At 48.5% G+C, this 23,613-nt stretch carries 25 protein-coding genes; 3 read left to right on the top strand and 22 right to left on the bottom strand.

Annotated elements, in window-relative coordinates; all coding sequences use genetic code 11:
• Positions 1–155: 155 nt before the first annotated feature.
• On the top strand, positions 156–557 hold the full coding sequence (locus ACN081_RS06260) for an ankyrin repeat domain-containing protein (RefSeq protein WP_419103229.1): 402 nt from the start codon (positions 156–158) through the stop codon (positions 555–557).
• Here the strand turns inward: ACN081_RS06260 and ACN081_RS06255 are convergent.
• The 17 genes from ACN081_RS06255 to ACN081_RS06175 form a co-directional block, all read right to left on the bottom strand.
• Positions 554–1,033 carry an arginine repressor gene (locus tag ACN081_RS06255; protein WP_419103317.1) on the bottom strand — a complete coding sequence of 160 codons (480 nt, stop codon included), beginning with the start codon at positions 1,031–1,033 and terminating at the stop codon, positions 554–556. The two genes, ACN081_RS06260 and ACN081_RS06255, sit on opposite strands and share 4 nt — an antisense overlap.
• A gap of 325 nt (positions 1,034–1,358) precedes the next feature.
• The gene (locus ACN081_RS06250; RefSeq protein ID WP_419103230.1) at positions 1,359–1,991 is read right to left on the bottom strand and encodes a hypothetical protein; all 633 of its coding nucleotides are present in this window, start codon (positions 1,989–1,991) and stop codon (positions 1,359–1,361) included.
• A gap of 245 nt (positions 1,992–2,236) precedes the next feature.
• Positions 2,237–4,789 (bottom strand): phenylalanine--tRNA ligase subunit beta, encoded by a 2,553-nt coding sequence (gene pheT / locus ACN081_RS06245; protein WP_419107273.1) that lies wholly within the window; start codon positions 4,787–4,789, stop codon positions 2,237–2,239.
• A 3-nt stretch (positions 4,790–4,792) separates the two neighbouring features.
• The gene (pheS, locus tag ACN081_RS06240) at positions 4,793–5,920 is read right to left on the bottom strand and encodes a phenylalanine--tRNA ligase subunit alpha (RefSeq protein ID WP_419107272.1); all 1,128 of its coding nucleotides are present in this window, start codon (positions 5,918–5,920) and stop codon (positions 4,793–4,795) included.
• A 62-nt stretch (positions 5,921–5,982) separates the two neighbouring features.
• A complete protein-coding gene (locus tag ACN081_RS06235; RefSeq protein WP_419107271.1) occupies positions 5,983–6,459 on the bottom strand; it encodes a (deoxy)nucleoside triphosphate pyrophosphohydrolase in 477 nt (158 codons plus the stop codon).
• Entirely contained in the window at positions 6,456–7,352 is an 897-nt protein-coding gene (locus tag ACN081_RS06230; protein WP_419107285.1) for a TrmH family RNA methyltransferase, read from the bottom strand. The genes ACN081_RS06235 and ACN081_RS06230 overlap by 4 nt, the downstream gene beginning before the upstream one ends.
• A gap of 154 nt (positions 7,353–7,506) precedes the next feature.
• On the bottom strand, positions 7,507–7,890 hold the full coding sequence (rplT, locus tag ACN081_RS06225; RefSeq protein WP_419102204.1) for a 50S ribosomal protein L20: 384 nt from the start codon (positions 7,888–7,890) through the stop codon (positions 7,507–7,509).
• A gap of 105 nt (positions 7,891–7,995) precedes the next feature.
• Positions 7,996–8,190, bottom strand: a complete 195-nt coding sequence (gene rpmI, locus ACN081_RS06220; protein WP_135011425.1) for a 50S ribosomal protein L35 — start codon at positions 8,188–8,190, stop codon at positions 7,996–7,998.
• Positions 8,191–8,378: 188 nt separating this feature from the next.
• A complete protein-coding gene (gene infC / locus ACN081_RS06215) occupies positions 8,379–9,011 on the bottom strand; it encodes a translation initiation factor IF-3 (protein ID WP_419107284.1) in 633 nt (210 codons plus the stop codon).
• A 292-nt stretch (positions 9,012–9,303) separates the two neighbouring features.
• Positions 9,304–9,672: a DUF1844 domain-containing protein gene (locus ACN081_RS06210; RefSeq protein ID WP_419103234.1), complete on the bottom strand. Its 369-nt coding sequence runs from the start codon at positions 9,670–9,672 to the stop codon at positions 9,304–9,306.
• A gap of 35 nt (positions 9,673–9,707) precedes the next feature.
• On the bottom strand, positions 9,708–10,595 hold the full coding sequence (locus ACN081_RS06205; protein ID WP_419107270.1) for an SseB family protein: 888 nt from the start codon (positions 10,593–10,595) through the stop codon (positions 9,708–9,710).
• On the bottom strand, positions 10,595–11,344 hold the full coding sequence (priA, locus tag ACN081_RS06200) for a bifunctional 1-(5-phosphoribosyl)-5-((5-phosphoribosylamino)methylideneamino)imidazole-4-carboxamide isomerase/phosphoribosylanthranilate isomerase PriA (RefSeq protein WP_419107269.1): 750 nt from the start codon (positions 11,342–11,344) through the stop codon (positions 10,595–10,597). The genes ACN081_RS06205 and priA overlap by 1 nt, the downstream gene beginning before the upstream one ends.
• 24 nt (positions 11,345–11,368) lie before the next feature.
• Entirely contained in the window at positions 11,369–11,539 is a 171-nt protein-coding gene (locus tag ACN081_RS06195) for a hypothetical protein (RefSeq protein ID WP_419103237.1), read from the bottom strand.
• The gene (hisH, locus tag ACN081_RS06190) at positions 11,536–12,237 is read right to left on the bottom strand and encodes an imidazole glycerol phosphate synthase subunit HisH (protein ID WP_419107268.1); all 702 of its coding nucleotides are present in this window, start codon (positions 12,235–12,237) and stop codon (positions 11,536–11,538) included. The genes ACN081_RS06195 and hisH overlap by 4 nt, the downstream gene beginning before the upstream one ends.
• A 2-nt stretch (positions 12,238–12,239) precedes the next feature.
• On the bottom strand, positions 12,240–12,863 hold the full coding sequence (hisB, locus tag ACN081_RS06185; RefSeq protein ID WP_419103239.1) for an imidazoleglycerol-phosphate dehydratase HisB: 624 nt from the start codon (positions 12,861–12,863) through the stop codon (positions 12,240–12,242).
• A gap of 130 nt (positions 12,864–12,993) precedes the next feature.
• On the bottom strand, positions 12,994–14,118 hold the full coding sequence (locus tag ACN081_RS06180; RefSeq protein WP_419107267.1) for a histidinol-phosphate transaminase: 1,125 nt from the start codon (positions 14,116–14,118) through the stop codon (positions 12,994–12,996).
• Between the two features lie 53 nt (positions 14,119–14,171).
• Complete coding sequence (locus ACN081_RS06175) at positions 14,172–14,561, bottom strand: LysM peptidoglycan-binding domain-containing protein (protein ID WP_419103241.1); 390 nt, start codon at positions 14,559–14,561, stop codon at positions 14,172–14,174.
• A 283-nt stretch (positions 14,562–14,844) separates the two neighbouring features.
• On the opposite strand from ACN081_RS06175, the gene lexA reads away from it, so the two are divergent.
• On the top strand, positions 14,845–15,555 hold the full coding sequence (lexA, locus tag ACN081_RS06170; RefSeq protein ID WP_419103242.1) for a transcriptional repressor LexA: 711 nt from the start codon (positions 14,845–14,847) through the stop codon (positions 15,553–15,555).
• 71 nt (positions 15,556–15,626) lie between these two features.
• On the opposite strand, the gene ACN081_RS06165 is transcribed toward lexA, so the two are convergent.
• Entirely contained in the window at positions 15,627–17,666 is a 2,040-nt protein-coding gene (locus ACN081_RS06165) for an ATP-dependent DNA helicase (RefSeq protein ID WP_419103243.1), read from the bottom strand.
• Positions 17,663–19,279 (bottom strand): GTPase HflX, encoded by a 1,617-nt coding sequence (gene hflX, locus ACN081_RS06160; protein WP_419103244.1) that lies wholly within the window; start codon positions 19,277–19,279, stop codon positions 17,663–17,665. The genes ACN081_RS06165 and hflX overlap by 4 nt, the downstream gene beginning before the upstream one ends.
• A gap of 124 nt (positions 19,280–19,403) precedes the next feature.
• On the opposite strand from hflX, the gene ACN081_RS06155 reads away from it, so the two are divergent.
• The gene (locus ACN081_RS06155) at positions 19,404–20,024 is read left to right on the top strand and encodes a class I SAM-dependent methyltransferase (protein ID WP_419107266.1); all 621 of its coding nucleotides are present in this window, start codon (positions 19,404–19,406) and stop codon (positions 20,022–20,024) included.
• Between the two features lie 61 nt (positions 20,025–20,085).
• On the opposite strand, the gene dapF is transcribed toward ACN081_RS06155, so the two are convergent.
• The 3 genes from dapF to miaB are packed head-to-tail and all read right to left on the bottom strand — an operon-like array spanning position 20,086 to position 23,567.
• Positions 20,086–21,015: a diaminopimelate epimerase gene (gene dapF / locus ACN081_RS06150; protein ID WP_419107265.1), complete on the bottom strand. Its 930-nt coding sequence runs from the start codon at positions 21,013–21,015 to the stop codon at positions 20,086–20,088.
• A 58-nt stretch (positions 21,016–21,073) separates the two neighbouring features.
• On the bottom strand, positions 21,074–22,018 hold the full coding sequence (gene miaA, locus ACN081_RS06145; protein WP_419107264.1) for a tRNA (adenosine(37)-N6)-dimethylallyltransferase MiaA: 945 nt from the start codon (positions 22,016–22,018) through the stop codon (positions 21,074–21,076).
• A gap of 25 nt (positions 22,019–22,043) precedes the next feature.
• Positions 22,044–23,567, bottom strand: a complete 1,524-nt coding sequence (gene miaB / locus ACN081_RS06140; RefSeq protein ID WP_419107283.1) for a tRNA (N6-isopentenyl adenosine(37)-C2)-methylthiotransferase MiaB — start codon at positions 23,565–23,567, stop codon at positions 22,044–22,046.
• Positions 23,568–23,613: the final 46 nt, after the last annotated feature.

Raw genomic sequence — 23,613 nt, 5'->3', positions numbered from 1 at the left:
GTTCTCATATTAGTGCACGCCAGCACCTTGTTAAAGCAGCGACAGCGTCCTCTTCTCTGCGAAGATTGCGTAAGGTTTCATCGTGTCAAGGTTTTCTTTATTCCTCACAACAAATCTGTTATTATGAGTTACTCACAATAACACAGGAGATTTTCATGACAGACCTAACCCCCGCAGAAATTGACCTACTGAACAGAGTCTTTGACCTTGCACGAGAAGGAAACACCGAAGAGCTAGAACCACTACTCAACCAAGGTATCCCAGCCAATCTCACCAACGCCCAAGGCGACACCTTGCTTATTCTTGCAAGCTACCACCAACAACTCGACGTCGTAGAACTACTCCTCACACACCAAGCAGACGTCAACCGCCTCAACGACAGAGGGCAAACCGCATTATTGTGTGCCGTCTTCAAAAATAGCCAAGATATCGCACAACGACTTCTCAACGCTGGCGCAGACCTCACCATCGGAGTGCAGCATCCCCTCGAAGTGGCTCAGTTCTTCCAGCTAAAAGAAATGCAACAACTCATCGAAGAACACCAGAAACAAGGCTAAGCTGCCCACTCCAAAAACTTCTGAGCCATCTGCTCTCCACCAAGCGGGTCACGAGTAATAACCATCACCGTATCGTCCCCCGCAATCGTCCCGAGAATAGGCTCAATACTCGCTTGGTCAATAGCAGAAGCCATAAATTGTGCAGCCCCAGGAGGAGTCCGAAGAATCACCAAATTCGCCGAGGCTTCAGCAGTGATGAGAAGTTCCCTAAACAAAGAAATCATGCGCGCATCAACACCTTCAGCCGATGAACGACGAACAGGATGATGCGGAACAGCATAAATCAATCCGGACTTCTCATCACGCACACGCTCAGCACCGATCTCAACAAGATCACGTGACAAGGTCGCTTGCGTTACTTTGACACCATCGTCGACGAGTAATTGCGCTAACTCAGCTTGGGAACGAACATGATGTTTTTGCAGTAAATCAACAATTCGAGCTTGACGAGCCGTTTTCGTCGAGGGGATAGACATTCTATTCATTCTCTTTCTCAGCAAAGCAACCTGCTAGTTAGCCTAGTCCCCCAACATCTGAACAATAAGAAAACTAGACTTGCTGTACATCTTCTACAGCACACACCGATTATATGAGTATTTTTGCGATATTTATACACTTATAGGAAAAATACACGGATAAACCCCATAAATTGAGCGAAAACTACTCAAAGATAACCACCAAATAAGCATAAACATACTCTTTAACGGATACCATCAAACAATAAAAGAAGCCCTTCACGATGGTCAAACACCATCACAAAAGGCTTCCTTATCATGAAGTCACAAAGCTCTCACAACAAGACTAATACTCGTCATCTTCCACGATAGAACGACGACGATTAATCTTCACCGACGCAAAAATACCACCAGCAAAAATTACAAAAGCGCCGATAATATATGCCCAACCACTAAGCCGCTCTGAAAACACTACCTCAGCAGTAATAGGCTTCAACGTACCCTTAGCACCAGTACGAATCACCTCAATCGAGTTACCTTCTGTCGTAGCCAATAAAGCGTCTACTTCCTGAGGAAAATCAGCTCGAACACGACCAGCCTCAGAGCCACGGAACTCAATCATCTCACCAGCATGAACGGTTACGGGATCCCCCAGCTCAGAAATAAACAACTTATTATCAAGCTGCTGATCCACCGGCAACTTACCGGTATAAATCGCAACATTATCTTTAGTCTTTAAATCAGGAGTCAAATCCTTATAGGCCCCAGTCAAAACCCACGTGCGGTCTTCATAACCAGCATGCGAAGACGCCGCAGACAACGAACGAGCCCCTTGAATGCCCAAAAATACCGAAGAAATAATCGCAATGATAATAATTCCGACGGTCAGCCAACGGCTACGGTGGTCAACAACCTCATCATCATAATCTTCAGCCTTATCAAAGCCGAAGAACGAATCGTTGTCGGGTTCTTCAGTCACGATAGTATCTCCCGATGTTTTAGATAATTTTTCTTTCACTGAGGATAAGACACCATTGTACGTGTACTTCATAAAAAGCCCCGTTAGATAACAACTAGAGTCCCCCGATTTCCTCAGAGATTTCGGATTCTTCCATTCTCCACGACGAACCTCACAAACTCCTGAAAAAATGGTGCTGATGCCAGCACAAGCCAACATCAGCACCATCAAGAGCTACCGTCTATAGACGAAGAACACGCTACTCACTACACACGAGGAACAGCACCAAAACGTTCCACCGCCACAGCCACAGCAGCCTCACGAGAAGCACTAGCTTCTTCAGCTGTCAAGGTACGGTCAGAAGCCCTAAAACGCAGAGCAAACGCCACAGACTTCTTACCTTCTGGAATGCCCTCACCGCGATAATCGTCAAAGATTCGTAAATCTTCTAGCAGCTCACCCGCACCCTCAGAAAGTGCAAGAGCCACATCAGCAGCAGGAACATCCGCATCGATTAACAACGCCACATCTTGAGTAGCTGCTGGGTAACCAAAAATACTATAAGCCTCAACAACCTCAGCTTTATCCTCAAGTAACGCAGAGAAGTTAATCTCAAAAGCGCAGGTACGTTCAGGAAGATCATGATCTTTGAGCAGCTGTGGGTGTAACTCTCCAGCGTAACCAATCACAGCACCAGAAGAATCAGAGAACACAGCAGTACGACCGGGGTGGAAAGCCTGATGAGTGCCTTGAGCCATCTTAAACTCGGCACCGGCAACATCAGCAATCAAACCCACAGCATCTATCGCATCACGCCAATCATAAGCACGAGCAGAAGCACCAGGCATCTGTTCATGTTCATAACCGCTGAAAATACCAGAAATATACCGTGGTTGATGAGGAATACCCGCATTCAAATCAGCAATAACCTCGTCAGAAGGACGCTGCCCCAAACCGGGGATGCTCTCAGAACCATGCTGTGTTGAAGGAACAAAAATATGGCCTGTCTCGTAAAGAGCAAGATTACGGAACCCACGAGAAAGGTTACGTTTGAGAACCTCTACCAACCCTGGAAGCAAAGAACGACGCAAAAGCCCTTGAGCCTCTGAAATAGGGTTAGCAAGTTGAATAGACGCGACGTCCTCACCAGCAACAGGCTGCGCCCACAAATTATTTGCTTGAGAAGAAACAAATGGATACGCATAGACCTCCGTCAAACCACTCGATGCAAGCGCATCAAGAACACGACGACGAGTCATCTGTTCAACAGTGTATCCACGACCAGGAGGGGCAACCGGAACAGTTGAAGGAATCTTGTCATACCCGATAAGACGAGCAACTTCTTCTGTGAGGTCCTCTTTATCCGTTAGGTCAGGTCGCCAGGTAGGAGGAATCACCTCATAAGTGTCACGACCAGCCGTGACCTGAGCGCCAATAGACTCTAGAGTGCCAACAATCTCATCCTGAGTGTATGCAACACCAATACGGGATGGAGTGTAATCCATCGGAAGAGAAATCGCTTGAGGTTTTTCTGTACGGTTCACGTCGCTAGACTCTGAAACGATAGTTGCCCCAGCAAGCTCCACCAATAGTTCAACAGCACGCTGAGCGGCAGCTGCCTGTAACGCAGAATCTACACCACGTTCAAAACGTTTAGAAGCATCTGAAGAAAGCTTATGACGGCGTGAAGAACGAGCAATAGAAACCTCGTCAAAACGTGCAGACTCAATCAGAATCTCAGTAGTTTCAGTCGTCACCTCAGTACTTGCTCCCCCCATCACACCGGCAAGAGCAATAGCACCAGAATCATCACAAATGACAAGATCTTCAGGGTGTAAAGTACGTTCTTTCTCATCAAGAGTACGAAGGGTTTCACCTTCGTGGGCGCGACGTACAGACAACGATCCAGAAAGTTTCTGTGCATCATAAAAATGGAGTGGCTGCCCTGTCTCTAACATGACATAGTTCGAGATGTCTACAGGAAGAGATACCGAACGGATTCCTGCTAAACGTAAACGAGAAGCTAGCCATGGTGGGGTGGGAGTGTCTGCCAAAACACCCGTTACTTTACGCGTCACGAAACGGGTACATCCAAGTTTTCCGTGGATAGGTGCATCATCGTTCAGAGAAACTGCTGCTTCTGCTTGGTGTGTTGCTGGTGCACGTTCTGCTAGTTCTACGACAAAGTCGTTGAAGGGTTCTCCAACAGCATGGCAGTATTCGCGTGCGATACCTCGGATAGAGAAAGCATATCCACGGTCCGGGGTGACGTTAACTTCTGCTGCTTCATCGTATAGGCCCAGCAATTCCATTGCGTCAGTACCAATTTCGGGGTCTAGACCCAAATCAGATAAGACGATGATCCCGCCGGTGTCTTCTCCTAAGCCCAGTTCACGAGCGGATGCAAGCATACCAGCTGATTTGTGACCGTATGTTTTACGTGCGGTAATAGCAAAACCGCCAGGTAGTACAGCGCCGGGGAGCGTCACGACTACTTTATCGCCTACGCTAAAATTATGGGCGCCACAGATAATTCCCTGAATACCAGATTCTTCAATCCCTTTACCGGTGAGGGTTTGTGTCTGTCCCTCAGGGACAACACGCACCTGACACCAGTTCACGGTTTTGCCGTTAGAGTGAGTTTCTGGTTCTTGAGAGAGAACTTGTCCGACAACAATCGGCCCTGAAATTTCATCCGTAGGGCGGTGAACGTCTTCTTCTTCTAAGCCAACCTTCACCAAGATTTCCATAACGTCTTCGGAACGTGCGTCTTCAGGGACTGGTGCGTATTCACGCAACCATGAAAGAGGTATCCGCATCTTTTAAATCTCCATTCCAAACTGCTGTGAAAAGCGAACGTCGCCTTCGATAATGTCGCGCATATCTTCTACTCCGTTGCGGAACATCAAAGTTCTTTCAATACCCATACCAAAAGCAAATCCGGAGTATTCTTCTGGGTCAATACCTGCTGCTCGGAGCACCTGCGGGTTAACCATGCCACAACCGCCCCATTCAATCCAACGAGGACCGCCCTTAGCACCAGGGTGCCAAAGGTCTAGTTCGGCAGAAGGCTCTGTGAATGGGAAGTAATTGGGGCGTAAACGAATTTTTGCGTCATCACCAAACATTTCTCGAGCCATGTGTTCGAGAGTGCCTTTAAGGTCTGCCATGGTGAGCCCTTTATCTACGGCAAGACCTTCAATCTGGTGGAATACTGGTGTATGAGTTGCGTCGAGTTCGTCAGTACGATACACCTGACCGGGGCAGACAACATATACCGGGAGCTCACGAGTGAGCAAGGAACGCATCTGCACTGGTGAAGTGTGAGTGCGTAGCATCAAATGCGCCTGTACAGGTTCGACGAAAAATGTATCTTGTAGTTCTCGAGCGGGGTGATCTGGCGGGAAGTTCAAGGAGTCGAAGTTGTACCATTCTGATTCAACTTCAGGACCGTCAGCAACTTCCCATCCCATAGCCACAAAAATATCGGTGAGACGATCTTGCAAAATGTTAATAGGGTGACGTCCGCCTAGTGCACGACGTGCAGAAACAGCAGTAACATCTACAGCTTCCTCAACGAGAATACGAGCCGCATGTTCTTGTTCAAGCTCAGCATTACGCGCTTCAATGGCTTGAGTCAGACGTCCACGCGCCTGCCCCATGAGTTTGCCAATCTCAGCTTTGTGCTCTTTAGAGAGGTGACGCATCTGCTTATTCGCAAGAGTGAAACTTCCCTTATCACCAAGGAACGCTAAACGTGTTTGTTTTAGCTCGTCAAAAGTACTTGAAGATTCTTCAACGGCAGCTAATGCGCGTGAAAGTTCTTGGGAAAAAGCATCCTTCACTCGCTCTAATCCCTGCGCAGAATCTGCTTCAAGAACTTCTTGAAGGTTCGCCAGAATATGGTAAGACTCTGGCAGATTGGTGCTTTCAGATAATGAATCAGTCATTAATAACTCATCTCGTTGCATAGTGTACAGCGCGGTATGCGCCTTCTATTCTCGTCTTCATCCTAGTTTAGTGTACCTTCAGCGTTCTCTGTACACGGTTCACTCAGGTAAGAGCTTGTTGTCATCTTAATCAGTTGTTGAACAATTGGGTAATCTGCCGGTATCCAGTCAATAGATAATAGATTGTGGTTGATATCGACCCATTGTATTTGTTGGTGTCCTTCAATCATGTGGACTTCTCCTGACGAGATGGTACAGAACCATACACGCATAGCAGCATGCTCCGATAGCGCCCAACCTTGCCGGTGAGGTCCTGTAATTTCTTGGCCAAGAGTGACGTGTATCGAAAGTTCTTCGTCGAGTTCCCGTGCTAAGGCTTGTTCACAACTCTCACCTGCCTCAACTTTTCCGCCAGGAAACTCCCATAAACCAGCAAGTTCTTTGGGAGCATGACGTTGCCCAATCAGAAGTCGAGTAGGTTTCTCAAGAGAATCTACGATAGCCCCACCAACAACTTGGAGAGGAAAAATCTGGGTCATTTTTTCGTTCCGTGTTGCGCTCGAGCTGAAGCATAGAGACACAGGGCAGCTGCCACACTAACGTTGAGAGACTCTGCAGAACCATGAACCGGAACTGCAACGCGCTCATCAGCTAGAGTTTTCTCATCGGTACTTAGCCCTTGAGCCTCATTACCAAAAAGCCATGCTGTCGGTTGTGACAGATCGTATGAGCTTTCGTCGTGAGGAACTGCCCATCGTTTAGCTGCCGCAATATCCGATAATTCGTCAAGGTCCAGCGCACCATAACCATCTGCAGCAAGAATACCCATACCGTAACGACGTGCAGTATCAAGAAACTCTGTGAGCGCAAGGTTACTTATCACAGGAAGGTGAAAAAGTGACCCAGCAGTAGAACGTACCGTCTTGGGGTTATAAATATCTACGGTGTCGGTGGTGGTCACGATTAAATCTGCGCCGGCGGCATCGGCGGCACGAATGATGGTGCCGGCGTTACCGGGATCTTGCAAGCGTGCAAGTACAGCCACCAATTGCGGTATCTTTCCTTCAGCGAAGAAGATACGTGATAGGTCAGGTTCTTGAATGAACGCTACCGCAATCATGCCTTGTGGGGTGACGGCGTCTGACATGGCTTCAAGTACTTCTTCAGTCACCATACGCATGAAGACTTTACGTCCTTGTTCTGGTGTTGGCGTGCCATGTACTTTTTCGAGTAGTTCAGCAATATCACGGTGACGGTCGAAGGCACGTTCTGTGACGTATACGGCGTCAAGAAGTGGGGTATGAAGATGTGAGGTGAGGGCTTCACGCACGGCTTGTGGGCCTTCTACGAGAAATTGTTTTTTCTTATTGCGCCCACGACGTGTTGCTAGTGTTGCAATATCTTTAACACGGTCAGCCTGAGGGTTTTCCATGACAACGGGGGTACTTAAACGTTTTTTAAAATCCACGGTCTCCACTCTACCGGATATATATTTTTCTGTATCTTTTACCGTGTAAAAGCCCAGAATACGATTGTGCCGTTCTCTACATGTAGTAGAGAACGGCACAATCGTATTCTTTTAAGAATTATTCACCTTTAGGTGCAGAAGTGTCCTCAGGCAAGTTGTTCTTAGCAATCTCTACAAGTGCAGAGAAAGCTGCCGGTTCGTTGACTGCTAGTTCAGCCAACATACGACGATCAACTTCAACCTCAGCAGCTTTCAAGCCCTGAATGAAACGGTTGTAGGTGAGGCCTTCAGCACGAGCTGCAGCGTTGATACGCTGAATCCATAGGCGGCGGAAGTCACCCTTCTTTTTACGACGGTGGTCGTAGCTGTAAACCAATGAATGGATGACTTGTTCTTTTGCCTTACGGTAAAGGCGTGAACGCTGTCCGCGATAACCGGATGCGCGTTCAAGAATTACTCGGCGCTTCTTATGCGCGTTAATCGCGCGTTTCACACGTGCCACGTGTGTCTCCTTCGTCTTATTGTCCTTGCTAGCTGATGCCAGTCAAGGAGCGAGTCTAAAAAGTTATTGCCCGTTGAGGCACAAGTTTCTCAAAGATGAGAGGGCTTATTTACCCAACATCTTTTTGATGACCTTAGCCTGACCGCCGGTAACAATCTGGTCAGAAGCCAGACGGCGGGTGAGGCGAGAGGACTTGTGCTCGAGGTAGTGGCGACGGTTGGCCTGCTGGCGCTTAACCTTGCCGGTACCGGTGAGCTTGAAGCGCTTTTTAGCACCAGAGTGGGTCTTCTGCTTCGGCATAGCTGCCGTTCTCCTTACGTTCTGCTTTTGGAGGGTATCCAAAAGAACTCTTGAGCGAATTTCTTCGCATGTACAAGGTAGGTTCATGTTTTCTACGGAAACTGAGAAAACATGACAATCGGAAAGACACCTGCAACGTTCAAATAACACTGCTAGATGGCTATCCGCGCCGTTTCTACTTTGTTATTCTATTCCGCTTCAGCTTGCGCCTGTGCCTTGAGCTCTGCTGGCATTGCATCTGCCAAAGAGTTCTTCACAGGAGTAGCCTGAGTAGTGTCGACACGTTCGCGACCCTTGCGTCCGCCTGAGCGTTGTTGTGCTTCTTTACGTGCTTCAGCTTTACCACGAAGCGGAGAAAGAACCATTACCATGTTACGACCGTCAATTCGGGGGGTTGACTCTACAGAACCAACCTCGACCAAATCGTCTGCCATGCGCTCTAGCAACCGCACACCCATCTCGGGGCGCTGCTGTTCACGACCACGGAATTGAATCATCGCTTTGACTTTGTCACCACCAGATAGGAAACGACGCGCGTGTCCCACTTTAGTTTCATAGTCATGAGTATCAATTTTGAGACGGAAACGGATTTCCTTCAAAGAAGCGTTAACTTGCTTCTTTCGGGATTCACGTGCTTTAACTGCGGCTTCGTACTTGTACTTGCCGAAGTCCATGAGCTTACATACAGGCGGTTTCGCTGATGGTGCAACCTCTACGAGGTCCAAATCAGATTCTTGTGCAAGACGCAAAGCATCTTCAACACGAACAATGCCTACCTGCTCGCCGCCTGGCCCAACGAGGCGGACCTCTGGGACACGAATACGTTCATTAATGCGTGGATCGCTAATGAGTAGCTCCTGTTAGCTCAGTGGGTTTCCCCGTGAATAATAATCAGTACATAGAAGATGTAAAAAACACCTTCGATGCACAGCAAACGAAGGTGTACTTCTCAAGTATTCACTCTTATGAACACTTGGAATAACCCGTCAACCTAATCACATGGATGAATGTGGCTGAAGCAGGTGGGAGTAGCCTCCGCTTGCAAACTGTGTATAGTCTATCGGCTTTACGCATGCATTTCAACGCAAAACACAAAGATGCTCACAAGATAGGTCACATTACAGGACCAGTGAACTTCTCCCCTGGTCCTTGTCCCGGTGCATCAGGAATCATCGACGCTTCACGAAAAGCCAACTGCAAAGTTCGCAAACCGTCACGCAACGGAGCTGCATGCTGAGAACCAATTTCGGGAGCCGCCGCCGTCACCAACCCAGCAAGAGCCGTAATCAGCTTACGAGCCTCGTCCAAATCCTTAAGGTCTTGAGCGTCCTCACCCTCAGCTAAACCACATTTCACAGCAGCCGCACTCATCAAATGCACCGCAGCCGTTGTCATAATCTCTACAGCAGGCACCTCCGCAATATCACGCACCTGCTCCTGAACTTTTTTCTGCTCCTCATCGAACGAATACCGCTCAGACATATATCCTCATCTCTACCGAAAAAACGATGAACTCTTTATGACGAATACGCCATGGATAAAACTAACTGCACAGAGTCTACCTGCTGCCCAACCAACTCATCCGACGCCAAACGCCGTTGAAACTCTTCCAACACAATATTTAGCTCTGATTGAGTCAGGCCAGGAACCAGCTCCACCATCATCTTCAGCTCTGGCCCAGCACCGCCACCAGAAAGACGTTGCCCCTCAGCCGTCTGAGAGGCAACACCGTCACCAGCTACAGCACGGACACGGACAATACCGCTACCCTCTGGAATCAACGCATTCAACGCTTCTTCTACGCGCGCATCAGCATATGAGGGAATCCAAGGCTCACCCTTAGCCAATGCCCATAATGCAGGACGGCGCACCACAAATGTTATCGGCTCACTCGGATCAACAACCAACAACTGCTGTCCATCTTCTACCGCAGAAAGAGCAGTCTTTCTCATCGAAGCCGCAACAGGACGCGCATCAGGATGCCATCGTTGCAAAGCTTTCACATCGGTAAAGACGGGAAGAGCTTTTCTCCCATCGGGCGCTTGGATACTTACTAACGCCATATCTGCTTCTTTATCGGCAACGAGACCTTCATCAGTAACAACCGAATGAGATACCTCAGCAACCACGGGAACAAACACTCGACATTGGCTTAGAGCACGAACAACATCTTCTTCCCGACAAGAACCAGAAACGAACTTCTCAAAAACCTCAGCAATAACAGCATCACGCGCACCATCATCCTCAGAAAATTGATGACGATGACTCGTTCCTTCACCTAAATTTCGCCCCTTCCAAGGCTGCCCACCCGTATCAGTCTCACCCCCAGCACTATTGAGCTGAGCTTGAATATGAGCGGGCAAAGAACGCGATGCAGGAGGCTTCGAAGAATGATGATTGCTCATTATGGTGCAACGTTCTGCGCTGGATAGCCAGCAACGTCCAAGGCTTGTTCTAAAGTGAACTTTCCGGCATAAAGAGCCTTACCCATAATGGCACCCTCAACACCATAAGGAACTAATTCCCGTAATGCGCGAATATCTTCAAGGGTAGAGATACCGCCAGAGGCAACCACCGGCTTATCGGTTCTTTGCGCGACCTCTTTAAGAAGCTCAAGATTTGGTCCAGTCAAAGTGCCGTCTTTGGTTACGTCGGTGAGCACATAACGAGCGCAACCGTCAGCTTCTAAACGTTCTAGTACGTCCCACAGGTTACCGCCATCTTTAGTCCAGCCGCGAGCAGCTAAAGTTGTTCCACGCACGTCGAGCCCCACAGCAATTTTCTCACCGTGTTCTGCGATAACTTTTCGAGTCCATTGAGGATTTTCGAGAGCTGCAGTACCCAGATTAATGCGAGCAGGGTTCAAAGACAGTGCGCGCTCTAGAGACTCATCATCACGAATACCGCCCGACATTTCAATATTAATATCGAGGTGTTTAGCAACAGAGGTGAGCACCTCAAGGTTATGTCCACGACCAAATGCTGCGTCTAAATCAACAAGGTGGAGCCACTGTGCGCCGGCATCCTGCCATGCAAGAGCTGCCTCAACAGGATCACCATACCCAGTTTCTGAGCCGGCTTCGCCCTGCACCAAGCGTACTGCTTGACCATTTGCAACGTCCACGGCGGGAAGAAGTTCTAAAAGATTTGTCATCGCATATTCCTTAAAAGTAAAAGTTTAGTTGTAGGCAAAGAGGACGTATCCCCCATAGCCGATGAACAGTAAAGCCACACACAGCATCGCGACCTGAACGACAAGAGGAACTTTTTGCTGTCGTAGAGAAATTGTGCCACCAAGGCAAAAAGCTCCCACTAACATCAACAAGCTTCCAGAGAGAAAAGGGCTCATTGCTCCTTCCCTTCTGAGGAGTTAAGGCGCCCCGTGCGAGGCAAAGAATTAATCCAGTTCCGCAAGAGGCGAATACCGGCGTGAGAAGACTTTTCTGGATGAAATTGTGTTGCGCTCAGCGGACCATTTTCGACAGCTGCAACAAAGGGCACGCCGTGAGTAGACCACGTCACCTGTGGGGGCAACATCGCTTCATTATTCTGGTCAAAAGACCATTCTTGTACAGCATAGGAATGCACAAAGTAGAAGCGTTCGTTTTCGATTCCGTCAAAGAGCACTGACCCTTCGGGGGCAGAGACAGTATTCCACCCCATATGTGGAATAACTTCAGCACGTAGTTTTTCAACCGTACCTGGCCACTCTCCCATACCTTGAGAAAGCACCCCGTGTTCGTTACCTTGTTCAAAGAAAATCTGCAATCCGACGCAAATGCCTAGTACAGGGCGTCCACCAGCAATACGCCGGCCAATTAGACGAGGAGCATCAATTTTTTTCAGACTCGTCATTACCGCGTCGAAGGCTCCGACTCCTGGCACAACCAAACCGTCTGCGCCAAGCACATCGGATTCTTGGCGAGAAAGAATTACGTCAGCTCCGGCTTGCTCTAAAGCACGCACAGCAGAACGAACGTTGCCAGCACCATAATCTAAAACGACGACAACGGGTTTGTCCTGAGAGGATTGAACGCTTACGCCCATGGTTAGAGCGCCCCCTTCGTGGAAGGAATACCAGAATGACGAGGGTCAGGTTCAACCGCTTGACGCAACGCACGTGCAAGTGCTTTGAACTGTGCCTCTGCAATATGGTGGGGGTCTCGCCCTCCTAGCACCGTCATATGCAAGCAGATTCCTGCGTGGTAAGCGATAGCTTCAAGAACGTGGCGAACCATCGAACCGGTGAAGTGCCCTCCGATGAGGTGAAATTCGTAGCCTGCTGGCTCTCCCGTGTGCACAAGATAGGGGCGTCCTGAAATATCAACAACACATTGTGCTAATGCTTCGTCCAAAGGAACTGTTGCTTGCCCAAAACGACGGATACCAGCTTTATCACCAAGAGCCTCGCGTAAGACTTCGCCGATGACGATGCCGGTATCTTCTACCGTATGGTGCACGTCGATATGGGTATCGCCACTGCATTTGATCGTCATATCAATCAGGGAATGTTTCGCAAGAGCTGTGAGCATATGGTCGTAAAAAGGCACGCTAGTGTCGATGTCAGAACGTCCTTCACCGTCTAAGTTTATTTCAACGAAGACAGAGGACTCGCTCGTTGTGCGTTCTAGTCTGGCGGTGCGGGGGCCAATTCCTGTAGTGCTTGCTGGCATTGGTTACCTATATATTCTTGGTTTATATGATGTACACGTCAGGTATCTATCGCTACTAGGTGACAGATACCTTAGTTTTAGTGATAGTTCAGGAGAAATGTTCTACTACCAGAATCATCTCACGATGATGTTAGCAAGATGCGGGTAGTTCTCCAGAATGTTCCAAATACTTCTTAAGACTTTCAAGGAAAGCTGTTGTTTCTGATGCTGTTCCGGCAGTCACTCGCAGATGTCCTGCGATGCCGTTATCACGGACTAAGATGCCGTCGTCAAGGAGCCATTGCCAAGCTTCTTTTTCGTTACGTAGTCCAGCAAAAAAGATAAAATTAGAATCTGATACGGCTGGCTGTAGCCCATATTCTTTGAGAGTTTTTACGATACGGTCACGTTGGTTTCTAATATCTTGCACGTTAGCGAGCAGTCCTTCTCGGTGGCGCAAGGCGGCTATTGCAACAGCCTGAGTGACACTAGAAAGATGGTATGGCAAACGTACAAGTCGTACCGCATCAGCAATTGCGGGGTCTGCAGCGAAGTATCCTAGTCGGGCACCGGCAAAGGCAAAAGCTTTACTCATAGTACGGCTTACGACTAGTCGAGGGCGCCCCGGAAGAAGTGTTAGCGCGTGCGCAGAGGTATCTTGAGCGAATTCAGCGTATGCTTCGTCCACGATGGTAATGCCATCATGTTCTTGCATCGCATCATAGACAGCTTCGATAACATCTAGCCCAAGCCCTGTTCCCGTGGGGTTGTTAGGAGAACACAAAACCACGATATTTGGTCGATGTTCTTGAATTTGAGCTACGGCAGATTCGAGGCCAAGAGAGAAGTCGGAGCCACGTTGCCCAGCGATGAAGCGAGTATTTGTCCCATCAGCTAAGAGAGGGTACATCGAATAGGTGGGAACAAAGCTCATGACGCTTCGCCCAGGCCCGCCAAACACTTGAAAGAGTTGTTGTAGCACTTCGTTAGAGCCATTAGCAGCCCAGATATTCTCAGGTTTAAGACCGTGCCCTAGATACTGGGCAAGTTCTTCGCGAAGAGTCGTAAACTCTCTATCGGGGTAACGGTTAAGGGTTTGCGCCACTGTCGCAATTTCTGAGCTGATTGCGTCAATCACTTCTTGAGGCATAGGGTGCGTATTTTCGTTGACGTTAAGGGTAATGGGAACGTCAATCATGGGAGCACCATATGGGGAGCGCCCTCGTAAGTCGTCACGAATAGGTAATACTGAAAGGGGGTCTAATGCTTCATTCACTCTTACAGTCTAACGAGAACAGATACCCCTCGCATATTCTTCTCTTATACTTCTCATAATGAGTAAAGAGGCACTTCAAGTTTTTGCCCAACATCTAGGGATGTTGATGATAAATCATTAATGTGCATAATGTGAAGCAAAACGTCACGAACGTCCATACCGGCAGAATGTTCTTCGGCAATACTCCATAAAGTATCCCCGTATCCAACCGTAACTTGCTCCGTCACCTGTTGTAATTCTTGCATCGTTGAAGCATGAGCGGTATTTGCGAGGTAGAGAGAAGTCAATAAGGTCAATATTGCTATGAAGCAAAGAGCGATACCCAACAAGAAGGAAATACGATACTTACCCCAGTAAATATCTGAGGCGTTCTGCGCATTTGGATGTGAAGCACCTGCGGTACGTGTAGACGCTGAACTCTGAAGATACAGAACGTTTGACATATTTCCTCCTGATAGCAATAGAGCTATATATCGAATATTCACCCTGAATAAATCGAAACTATGTTCTATATAGTACATATGTTCTATCAGAAAATTCGAATATAGTCGAGAAAAACTAGAACAAATGTTTGAACTTTTTCGATACGTGCCATACTCTTGTCCTAACACTGTTTATTGGCAGGTAGTGTTTAACGACTTTTAAAATCCCCTATCTCAGCAATGGCTAGGGGTGCTACGCCAGAACATCATTAGACAAGCCCCTCAATATGGACAAAGGAACGCCGTGAGCGATAACACATACTCCAGCGCTACTATTGCGCCACAATCTGGCAGAAAACCTCTCAGTTCGCGTCAACAACACATCTTGACTGCCATCTCTGAAGCTATAGACACCCACGGTTACCCCCCTTCAATGCGAGAAATTGGAGATATCGTAGGTCTCGCATCCTTATCATCAGTGACACACCAGCTCTCACAACTAGAAAAATTAGGCTACATCCGACGAGACCCCAAGCGCCCACGAGCCATCGAAATACTCGCAGAAGAACAAGAAACAACTGAAGAAAAAAGCACCGAATCGGTCATCGTTCAGTTACCAACACCTCAACACAACAGCGAAGATTTTGCGGTAGTACCCCTAGTCGGAAGAATCGCCGCAGGCGGTCCCATCACCGCAGAACAATCCGTCGAAGACGTCATGACATTGCCACGCCAAATTGTTGGCAACGGAGACTTATTCATGCTCCATGTCAAAGGAGACTCCATGATTGATGCAGCAATCTGTGACGGAGACTGGGTTGTCGTCCGTGCACAACACACCGCAAATAATGGAGATATCGTTGCAGCACTCCTCGAAGACGAGGCAACCGTCAAAACTTTCCGCCAACGCGACGGACACACCTGGCTACTACCACAAAACACCCGATACGAACCCATACTCGGCGACAACGCCACCATCATGGGCAAAGTCGTATCAGTATTACGAAGTCTCTAATACCAAAACCACATAAAAAATATTGGGTGTATTCCTGCCTCTCACAGGAACACACCCAATATTTTTGTGCGCTAACTCACTTGTGCATGCAAGCGATGCAAAGCGCCACATACAACATCAGTTCTTGTAGTCTTCCAAAAAGGAGGCAAAGCACTCATCAAATATCCAGAATACCGTTGAGTAGCCAACCGAGAATCAAGAACAGCAACCACACCACGATCATCACTAGAACGAATCAAACGCCCCACACCCTGAGCCATACGAACAGCCGCATATGACGCAGAAACACTCATAAAACCGTTACCACCACGAGAAGCAACAGCCCGAGTACGAGCCTGCATCAAAGGATCGTTAGGGCGAGGGAACGGAATACGGTCAATCAGCACCAAACGGCAAGAATCCCCCGGCACATCAACACCCTGCCACAAACTCATCGTCCCAAAAAGACACGAATCTTTATCCTCAGAAAATTCCTTCACCAAAGAGCCAAGCGAAGACTCCCCCTGCACCAGAACAGAAACATCAGTATGTTCACGAAGATACTCCGCAGCTTCTTCAGCCGCACGCCTTGAAGAAAAAAGCCCCAAAGCACCACCGTTAGAAGCCTCTACCAGCTCACGCATACGCTCTAATTGAGCAGTAGAAATCCCCTGAGATGGTTTAGCAATATCAGCAGCAACATACAACAGACCTTGCTTAGGGTAATCAAAAGGAGAACCAACATCTAGCCCCTCCCAACGAGGAGCACCGGCACCACTTAACCCCAAAGAATGAGCAACCATATCAAAGGACTCCCCCAACTTTAATGTTGCAGAAGTCAATACCACAGTTCGCCCATCAAAAAGCCCATCACGCATCTGCATCGCAACCGATAAGGGAGCAATATATAACGTTGCGGGGTCATCATCAGAGGCAGGAGCATAACCACGCCCAGCTTCCCACGATTGTGGACGAGATAACCACACCACCTCATGATGCTCATCAGCGCCCAATAACCGTTCCGCTATCTCTAATAACTCAGACAGCGCGCTACGAGCTAGCTGACGAGGAGCATCGCTATCTTTAGAATCACTTTTCGTATCAGATAATGCTACACGTGCAGCTTCACGCACCAGCTCCACAGAATGAGCAATACTCTCCGTCAAGCCACGAGGTAAAAGCTCTGCAGCAACACCACGTAAAGACGTTTCTAAAGCGCTACCAGCATGCTCTAAAGGATCAGAACTAGCTTTCGTGTGTTTACGCACCAAACGAGCAGCCGAATATACCATTCCGGCAGAAAGAGATCCCGTCACAGCACCCGTCACACGGTCTGCCAGCTCATGTGCCTCATCAATAACAACAACCTCATGCTCCGGCAAAACACCAATACCTTCAAAAGCATTAATCGCTAAAAGAGCATGATTCGTAATAATAATGTCTGATTGAGCGGCCTTCTCACGTGCAAGCTCACTAAAGCAAGACTCCACCAAAGGACAGCGTTTACCCAAACATTCAGCAGCAGATACAGAGACTTGACGCCAAGCACGATCAGAGACACCGGGTTTGATATCGTCCCTGTCACCAGTATCAGTTGTCTGAGCCCACTGACGAAGACGCAACACTTCCTGACCAAGACGGCCAACAGAACCACTGGCCACATCTGCAGCGAAAAGAGTGTCCTCTTGTTCATCCTCAGGGTAACCGCCCTCAAGCTTATGAACACACACATAATTATTACGGCCCTTGAGAACAGCAACATCAGTTTGCCCCTCAGGAACATTCGAAAGGGTTTCTAAAAGTCGCGGTAAATCACGATTGATAATCTGTGTTTGCAACGCCAAAGTCGCCGTCGCAACCACAATAGGCTTATCCGAAAATTGAGCATAATGAACAGCAGGAATCAGATAGCCCAAAGACTTTCCCGTTCCCGTACCAGCTTGGACCAGCAGATGACGTTTCAGTTCAAAGGACTGAGCCACATGAGCGAGCATTTTCCGTTGCCCAGCACGCTGTTCTCCCCCGCTAGAAGCAATCACATGATCGAGTAGTTCAAGAGCAGGCTTCGCTCCAGGCAACGTCTCAAGCTCTTCTCCAGTAGGAGCGCTCACCGGTTCTTCACAAGAACTCATCGAGAAGAAACCTCAACAGCACCATCCTGACGAGCTTGTTCAATCTCTGGTCGTAAGACTTCCATCAATTCGTCGTCTAAAGCATATTCTGCTAGTTCAGAGGAAAGTTGTTCACGAACCAGCACTTGAATATATGTCCCATCAGAAACAAAAGCTGTTGATAGAATCTCTGCATCCCACTGGTGCAAACGAGAAACGACCTCACCATGCGTATATGGGATAAGCAGATTCAGCTGAACCGAAGGGCGTGGAATACGCTTCGCAATAACCTCTTGAAGCTCCGCTATCCCCTGCCCCGTACGAGCAGACACCACCACAGTATCTCGCTCACGTTGTTGCACACGTTCAAGTACCATCGGGTCAGCGGCATCTGCCTTGTTCAGAACAATAATCTCAGGAATCTCGTGTGCATCCACTTCGTGTAAAACTTCACGAACCGCCTTAATCTGCCCCTCAGGATCAGGGTGAGACCCATCGACCACGTGCACAATCACATCAGCATCAGCAATTTCTTCAAGCGTAGAACGGAAAGCCTCTACCAGCTGAGTAGGTAAAGAACGCACAAAACCTACCGTGTCAGAAAGCGTGTACCCCACACCATCAGGTGTCTGGGCTTTACGTACCGTAGGGTCAAGAGTCGCGAATAAAGCATTCTCAACGAGGACACCAGCATCAGTCAAACGGTTCAACAAAGAAGACTTACCAGCGTTGGTATAGCCAGCAATCGCCACAGAAGGAACGTCATGACGCTGACGGTTCAAACGCTTGGTCTGGCGAGAGGGCGCCATCGCCGCAATCTCACGACGTAGCTTTGCCATGCGAGCGCGAAGACGACGACGGTCCATCTCAATTTTAGTTTCGCCAGGACCACGAGAACCAATACCCTCACCAGAAGCAGCACGTCCACCTGCCTGACGAGACAGAGACTCACCCCAACCACGCAAACGAGGAAGCATATATTCAAGCTGAGCCAACTCAACTTGAGCTTTACCCTCACGGGACTTTGCGTGTTGAGCAAAAATATCAAGAATCAAAGCAGTACGGTCAATGACTTTGACCTTCACAATATCCTCTAACGCACGACGCTGAGAAGGAGCCAACTCTGAATCAACAATAACAGTATCAGCACCAGTCGCCTGCACAATATCTTTAAGTTCAAGTGCTTTACCTGAACCGAGAAAAGTACCCGGATCTGGTTTTAAACGACGTTGAATAATGCCGTCCAAGACTTCTGAACCCGCTGTCTGCGCCAAGGCAGCAAGCTCACGCAAAGAATTTTCTGCATCGGCAACGGTACCTTCTGTCCATAATCCGGCAAGAACCACACGTTCTAGACGAAGCTGACGGTACTCAACCTCTGTAACGTCTTCAAGTTCTGTTGATAGACCCGCAACACGTCGCAAGGCTCGACGCTCAGCAAGATCTTCTTGAGCGCCATCATAGTGTGAATGTTCAACATCCACGGCAGATATTTCGCGTGCTTGTTCGTCCAAAACACGCGCCCCAGAACGAGAAGATGCAGAACGCCCAAGAACACGGTCTACTGTTTCCCTCAACAGTTCGTCGCTAGGGAGTTTCTGAGGATTCTGCTCATTAAATTCAGAAGTATTCATAGTACCTTTCGTCAATCTGCTCTCATTCTACAGCCCTTATTCAGTATGAAGCCACGATATTTCTTCGAGCTCAGAGGAAGAAGGTTCAAGCGCCAGCTTCTGTTTTCCCGTAAAGTAGTGAGCTATGGTTGCCGAACATTATTTTTCCGCTACACCCAATAGCGATTTCTCCCCTCGTGAAATTGACGTCACTCTAGCAAACCAACGAGTACGAGTACAAAGCGCATCAGGTATTTTTAGTCCCAGCGGTATCGACAAAGGCACCGCAATACTCCTTGAAAATGTACCCGAGCCAGAAGGCACCTCTTTTCTTGATATCGGCACAGGGTGGGGCCCTATTACCCTGACATTGGCATTAAAAAACCCTCAAGCTCAGGTCACCGGTGTTGAGGTTAACGAACGTTCTGCGCAGCTCACCCGTACCAACGCGCAAAAGCTAGGGCTGACCAATGTGACGGTCTACTCTCCAGAGGAAGTACCTCAAGATTTACGGTTTGACACCATCTGGTCTAATCCACCTATCCGTGTAGGAAAAGATGTCCTACACAACATATTACGTACATGGATTCCACGGTTAAACGTGGGCGGATGCGCATATCTCGTGGTTCAAAAGAACCTCGGGGCAGATTCTTTACAAAAATGGTTAGCACACGAATTAGAAGAACAGCCACAGGGAACTTTTCAAGTATCACGCTACAGTACCTCTAAGGGGTTCCGAATCCTTGAAGTTGTTCGCAACGCTTAATTCGCAACGCATAAAAAGATGATGTGAGGTTCTCAAAACATAGAACTTCACATCATCACGACTATACAAGAACGACTTTTCCAACCATACTAGCCGAACCTGCTAGCACCACATGTTCGAGGTCGTCAGGGCCCGTTACAAAGGTGACAGCTAAAGTTCCCCCAGGAACGTACACGAGCCATTCATCGGGGGCGTCATCTCCAGCCCAGAAGCGGGTTGCCGCAGCTGCTGCACAAGCGCCGGTTCCGCAGGAGAGAGTCTCTCCCACACCACGCTCATAAACGCGCATCCGAATAGCGCCCACATGCGCTAACCCTGTTTCAGCTTCTGTATCCTCAATTTCTTCAGGAACAACAAACTCAACGTTCGTACCGTGGGCAGGTGTCGGGCTCACTTTCGGAGCAGCATCAAGGCTCAGCCCATCAAGTTTTCCATCAGTGCCCAGAGCAACAACAGTATGAGGGTTCCCCATAGAAATGGAGAGCGCCGAACGAGGTGTCTTAAGCCCTCGGACGCTCACCTGCGAGTCTACGCCACTTTCACGGGCGACATCTCCATCGATGAAACTCCATGGCCCCATATCAATGGCATATCCGTTGTCTGTTTTGCCGACAGTCTTCACCCCTGCACGGGTGCTGATACGAACCCGATCGCCTTCTTCAAGTGTCAACAAGTCTTCAGAAACCAAATATTCTACGAAAGCTCGAACACCATTACCACACATCTCAGCGATGGTTCCGTCAGCATTACGATAATCCATAAACCAGCGGTCTTCAGGTGCGTCAGATTCCATCATCTGCGCTTTAACAGCACGAATAAAACCGTCAGCACCAATACCAAAGTGACGATCGCAGACACGGGCAATGAGTTCTTCTGGTAGTTTTAATTGTTTTTCAGGGTCAGTGACGAAAATAAAGTCGTTGCCGGTTCCATGTCCTTTGGTGAGTGGAACACCGGTCAAATCTCCCCACATATTTTCTGTCATACTCATTGCCTTTCGCCGTCGATGAGAACACGCGTTATCGTTGCTTGTGATATCAAAATGTTTATCAGTATTCTGCCAGAAGCTGTTGCGTCTGAGCGAGTTTTTCGCAGGTATCGCCATCAAGCCACGTGACTCGAGGATCAGCGTTAAACCATGTGATTTGACGGCGTGCAAACTGACGGGTCGCAGTCGTCGTATCCATCATAGCCTGTTCCAAAGAATAGCTCTTTGACGCAGAACTTTCCGCCTCGATAAGACGTAAGAACTCCCGATACCCAATCGCACGAGATGACGTTTTTCCCTCTCGAAGGCCTAAAGATTCTAGTGTTCGGACTTCATCCACAAGACCGCGTTGAACCATCTTCTCAACCCGAGCTTCTAAACGCTGATGCAACTGAGCACGGTCACAATTAATCCCGACTTGTACAGCAGGCTGATAATACTCACGTTCTGGCATAAAGGACGAGAACGGTCGCCCTGATATTTCCCAGACTTCCAAAGCGCGCACAAGACGTCTATCGTCACGCACACGAGCAGCAGATACAGGATCAACTTCTTGTAAACGTTGGAGAAGAACGCCACGCCCCTGTTCAATAAGCTCTCGCTCTAGGCGTTGACGCATCTGAGCATCAGTGGGAGGAAAATCTAAAATATCCAATGCTGCACGAACATAAAGCCCAGAGCCGCCCACCATAATGGGATATTTTCCACGTGAACGAATCTGGTCGAAGAGTTCTCTTGCCTGCTGCTGGAAAATAGCTACAGACGCTTCATCACGAATGTCGAGAATATCCAGAAGATGGTGAGGAATCCCCCGCATCTCTTCTACTGTGACTTTAGCCGTACCGATGTCCATCCCACGATAGAACTGCATCGAATCAGCATTAATACACTCTCCACCAAGATGTTGAGCTAACTCAATCGCAAAGTCCGTTTTCCCTGCACCCGTTGGGCCGACAACAGCAATAACGGGTAAATTGTGTTCTTCTTGCATTTGAGAAGCAAACATGGCTATCACACAGTACCTTTAACGGCTAGGAACGAAAAGTGGGGAACCCCAAGTTCACCGGTGTCCCAGGAACTTGAGTAGTGCCAGTTGTACCGCAAGAATCAGCTTGTGCTCTATCCCAAGCGTCACCGGCACGTGAACGACGTAAAGAATACTCTTCAGCGCTAGGGTCTGAAATAAGGTGGAAAGAACCGGCTTCCGTAATGGGTAAAGTGACGAGGTCTCCGGGTCGAGGCTGCTCACAACCGGCAGGAACAGAGAAGTGCACCAGACGCTGATCTCGAGCACGTCCTGCAAGACGATGAGTTTGTTCTGCTTTACGTCCGGATTCTGCAACCACCATCAGCTCTACCGTTTTACCTAGCTGTTTACGGTTTTCTTCACCAGCGATACGGTCTTGTAAAGCAATGAGACGCTCATAGCGTTCTTGAACAATTTCTTTAGGTACTTGATTCTCCATAGTTGCAGCGGGAGTACCAGGACGAATCGAATATTGGAAGGTAAAAGCAGAAGAGAAACGTGCTTGTTCAACAACTTTTAGTGTCTCTTGGAAGTCTTCTTCAGTTTCTCCAGGGAACCCGACAATAATATCTGTGGTGATGACGGCCTCAGGAATACGTGCACGAACTTTATCTAAGATGCCGAGGAACTTCTTAGACCGATATGAGCGACGCATATCTTTAAGCACCTTATCTGAGCCAGATTGCAAAGGCATATGTAGCACGGGCATAACGTTTGGCGTCTCAGCCATTGCGTCGATGACGTCGTCGGTAAACATTGCAGGGTGCGGTGAGGTGAATCGGACTCGTTCAAGCCCTTCAATATTTCCGCAGGCACGTAGAAGTTTTGAAAAGGCCTGACGGTCGCCAAAGTCTACCCCGTACGAGTTCACATTTTGACCAAGCAAGGTCACTTCGATAGCTCCGTCGTCGACAAGTGCTTGAACTTCTGCGAGGACTTCTCCTGGGCGGCGGTCATTCTCTTTACCGCGTAGGCTTGGCACGATACAGAAAGTGCAGGTGTTGTTACAACCTACAGAGATAGAAACCCACCCAGAATACACGTTATCGCGTTTGGTAGGTAGCGTGGAGGGAAAAACTTCGAGAGATTCAAGAAGTTCTGCTTGGGCTTGGTGGTTATGTCGCGCGCGTTCTAACAATGTTGGTAGTGAACCGATATTGTGTGTTCCGAAAACGACGTCTACCCACGGCGCTTTTTTGATGATGGTGTCTTGATCTTTTTGTGCAAGACATCCGCCAACAGCAATTTGCATTCCTTCATGGGCTCGTTTGACAGGAGCAAGCTGACCAAGGTTACCGTACAGCTTGTTGTCAGCATTCTCACGTACAGCGCAGGTGTTAAAGACGATGAGATCTGGTGTTTGTTCTGAACTGGCGGGTACATAGCCATTAGCTTCGAGCAATCCGCTCATGCGTTCAGAATCGTGGACGTTCATCTGGCAGCCGAAAGTACGAACTTCATAGGTTCGTGAAGGCTTAGAGGTTGTTGCACACGTAGTTGAAGAAGTCTGTTGTTCAGGAAGATTCAAAGTCACTCTTTAACCCTACTCGATGAAATATACTGTCAGGCTGTCA

This window comes from Rothia sp. P13129, assembly GCF_048512865.1.
Lineage (GTDB): Bacteria > Actinomycetota > Actinomycetes > Actinomycetales > Micrococcaceae > Rothia.
The sequence above is the reverse complement of the archived record's forward strand: the minus strand, read 5'-3'. Positions and strand labels throughout refer to the sequence as shown.